General features: G+C 68.9%; 2 protein-coding genes. Both read left to right on the top strand.

All coding sequences use genetic code 11. The annotated features are described in order from the left end of the window. Positions 1-134 precede the first annotated feature (134 nt). On the top strand, positions 135-1,046 hold the full coding sequence (gene ftsX / locus GH736_RS22535) for a permease-like cell division protein FtsX (RefSeq protein ID WP_159607215.1): 912 nt from the start codon (positions 135-137) through the stop codon (positions 1,044-1,046). 124 nt (positions 1,047-1,170) lie between these two features. After that, complete coding sequence (gene smpB, locus GH736_RS22530) at positions 1,171-1,647, top strand: SsrA-binding protein SmpB (RefSeq protein WP_159607213.1); 477 nt, start codon at positions 1,171-1,173, stop codon at positions 1,645-1,647. Positions 1,648-1,697: the final 50 nt, after the last annotated feature.

Raw genomic sequence — 1,697 nt, 5'->3', positions numbered from 1 at the left:
GCGGACGACGGCGCCGCTGCGCCGAAGGCCGGCGCCGGGGCATCCGACCAGCTGACCCTCGCCGAACGGCTGGGGCTGCGTGCCCCGGGCGGGCCGCGCGAGGGCGACGACGAGCAGGAAGTGGGACCGACGCGATGAGGTTCGGACTCGTCCTCTCCGAAGCGGCGAGCGGCCTGCGCCGCAACGCCTCGATGGTCGTCTCGGTCGTGCTGGTGACGTTCATCTCGCTCACCTTCGTGGGCACCGCCGCGCTGCTGCAGCTGCAGATCGCGCAGATGAAGAACTACTGGTACGACCGGGCGCAGGTCGCCGTGTACCTCTGCACGTCCGTGTCGACGGCCACCGGATGTGTCGACGGCGAGGCCACCGAGGAGCAGAAGTCCGCCATCGAGGCGCAACTCGACTCCGACACCCTGGCGCCGTTCATCGACGAGTACTACTTCGAGGACCACCAGCAGGCGTACGAGAACTTCCAGGAGCAGTTCGCGGGCACCCCGGCGGCCGACTACGTGACGCCCGAGGTGCTGAACGAGACGTTCTGGGTGAACCTCGTCGACCCGTCGCAGGCGGCGGTGATCGTCGAGAGCCTGGCGGGACTCTCCGGCGTCGAGCAGGTGGTCGACCAACGTCGGTACCTCGACCAGATCTTCGACGTGCTCAACGCGGCGAGCTACACCGCGATCGCCATCGCGGCCATCATGCTCGTCGCCGCGGCGCTGCTCATCGCGACGACCATCCGCCTGTCGGCGTTCTCGCGGCGTCGCGAGCTCGGCATCATGCGGCTGGTGGGGGCGTCCAACCGGTTCATCCAGACGCCGTTCGTGCTCGAGGGCGTGTTCGCCGGCCTCATCGGGTCGCTGCTCGCGGGCGGGGCGGTGATCGCGATCGTCCAGTTCTTCGTGCAGGGCTACCTCGCGAAGAGCCTGTCGTTCACGTTCGTCGACCTCTCCGACGCGTTCCTCGTCGTGCCCATCCTCATCGCCGTGGGAGTGCTGCTCGCCGCGGTGTCGGCGGGCATCGCGATCACCCGGTACCTCCGCGTCTAGGCACGCTGGGTCACGTCTCGGCTGATGGGCGGCGGATGCTGCGGCATCCGCTAGACTCAAAGGCTGCCCGGCCACCCAGCGTGGCGGCATCCGTCAGCAACGCACTCGAACGAAGGAGCACGCCGTGCCCAGGGAACGCGGTCAGAAGGTCGTCGCGACCAACCGCAAGGCGCGCCACGACTACACGATCGAGGACACCTACGAGGCGGGCATCGTGCTCACCGGCACCGAGGTGAAGTCGCTGCGCGAGGGCCGGGCGTCGCTCGTCGACGGCTACGCGTTCATCGACGGCGGCGAGATGTGGCTCGACTCGGTGCACATCCCCGAGTACACCGAGGGCACGTGGAACAACCACTCGCCCCGGCGCAAGCGCAAGCTCCTGCTGCACAAGCAGGAGATCGTCAAGATCAGCCACAAGACGAAGGAGGGCGGCTACACGCTCGTCCCCCTGCAGATCTACTTCGCCGACGGACGCGCCAAGGTCGAGATCGCGGTCGCCAAGGGCAAGCGCGAGTACGACAAGCGCCAGGCCCTGCGCGAGCGTCAGGACAAGCGGGAGGCCGACCGCGCCATCTCGAGCCGGCGCAACCTCGGCGACTAGGCGCGTCCGTCGCGCCCGGCCCGGTTGGCGGCGGGCTCCCAGCCGCGGTG

Origin of the sequence: Agromyces humi (genome assembly GCF_009720255.1) — a bacterium.
Lineage (GTDB): Bacteria > Actinomycetota > Actinomycetes > Actinomycetales > Microbacteriaceae > Agromyces > Agromyces humi.
The sequence above is the reverse complement of the archived record's forward strand: the minus strand, read 5'-3'. Positions and strand labels throughout refer to the sequence as shown.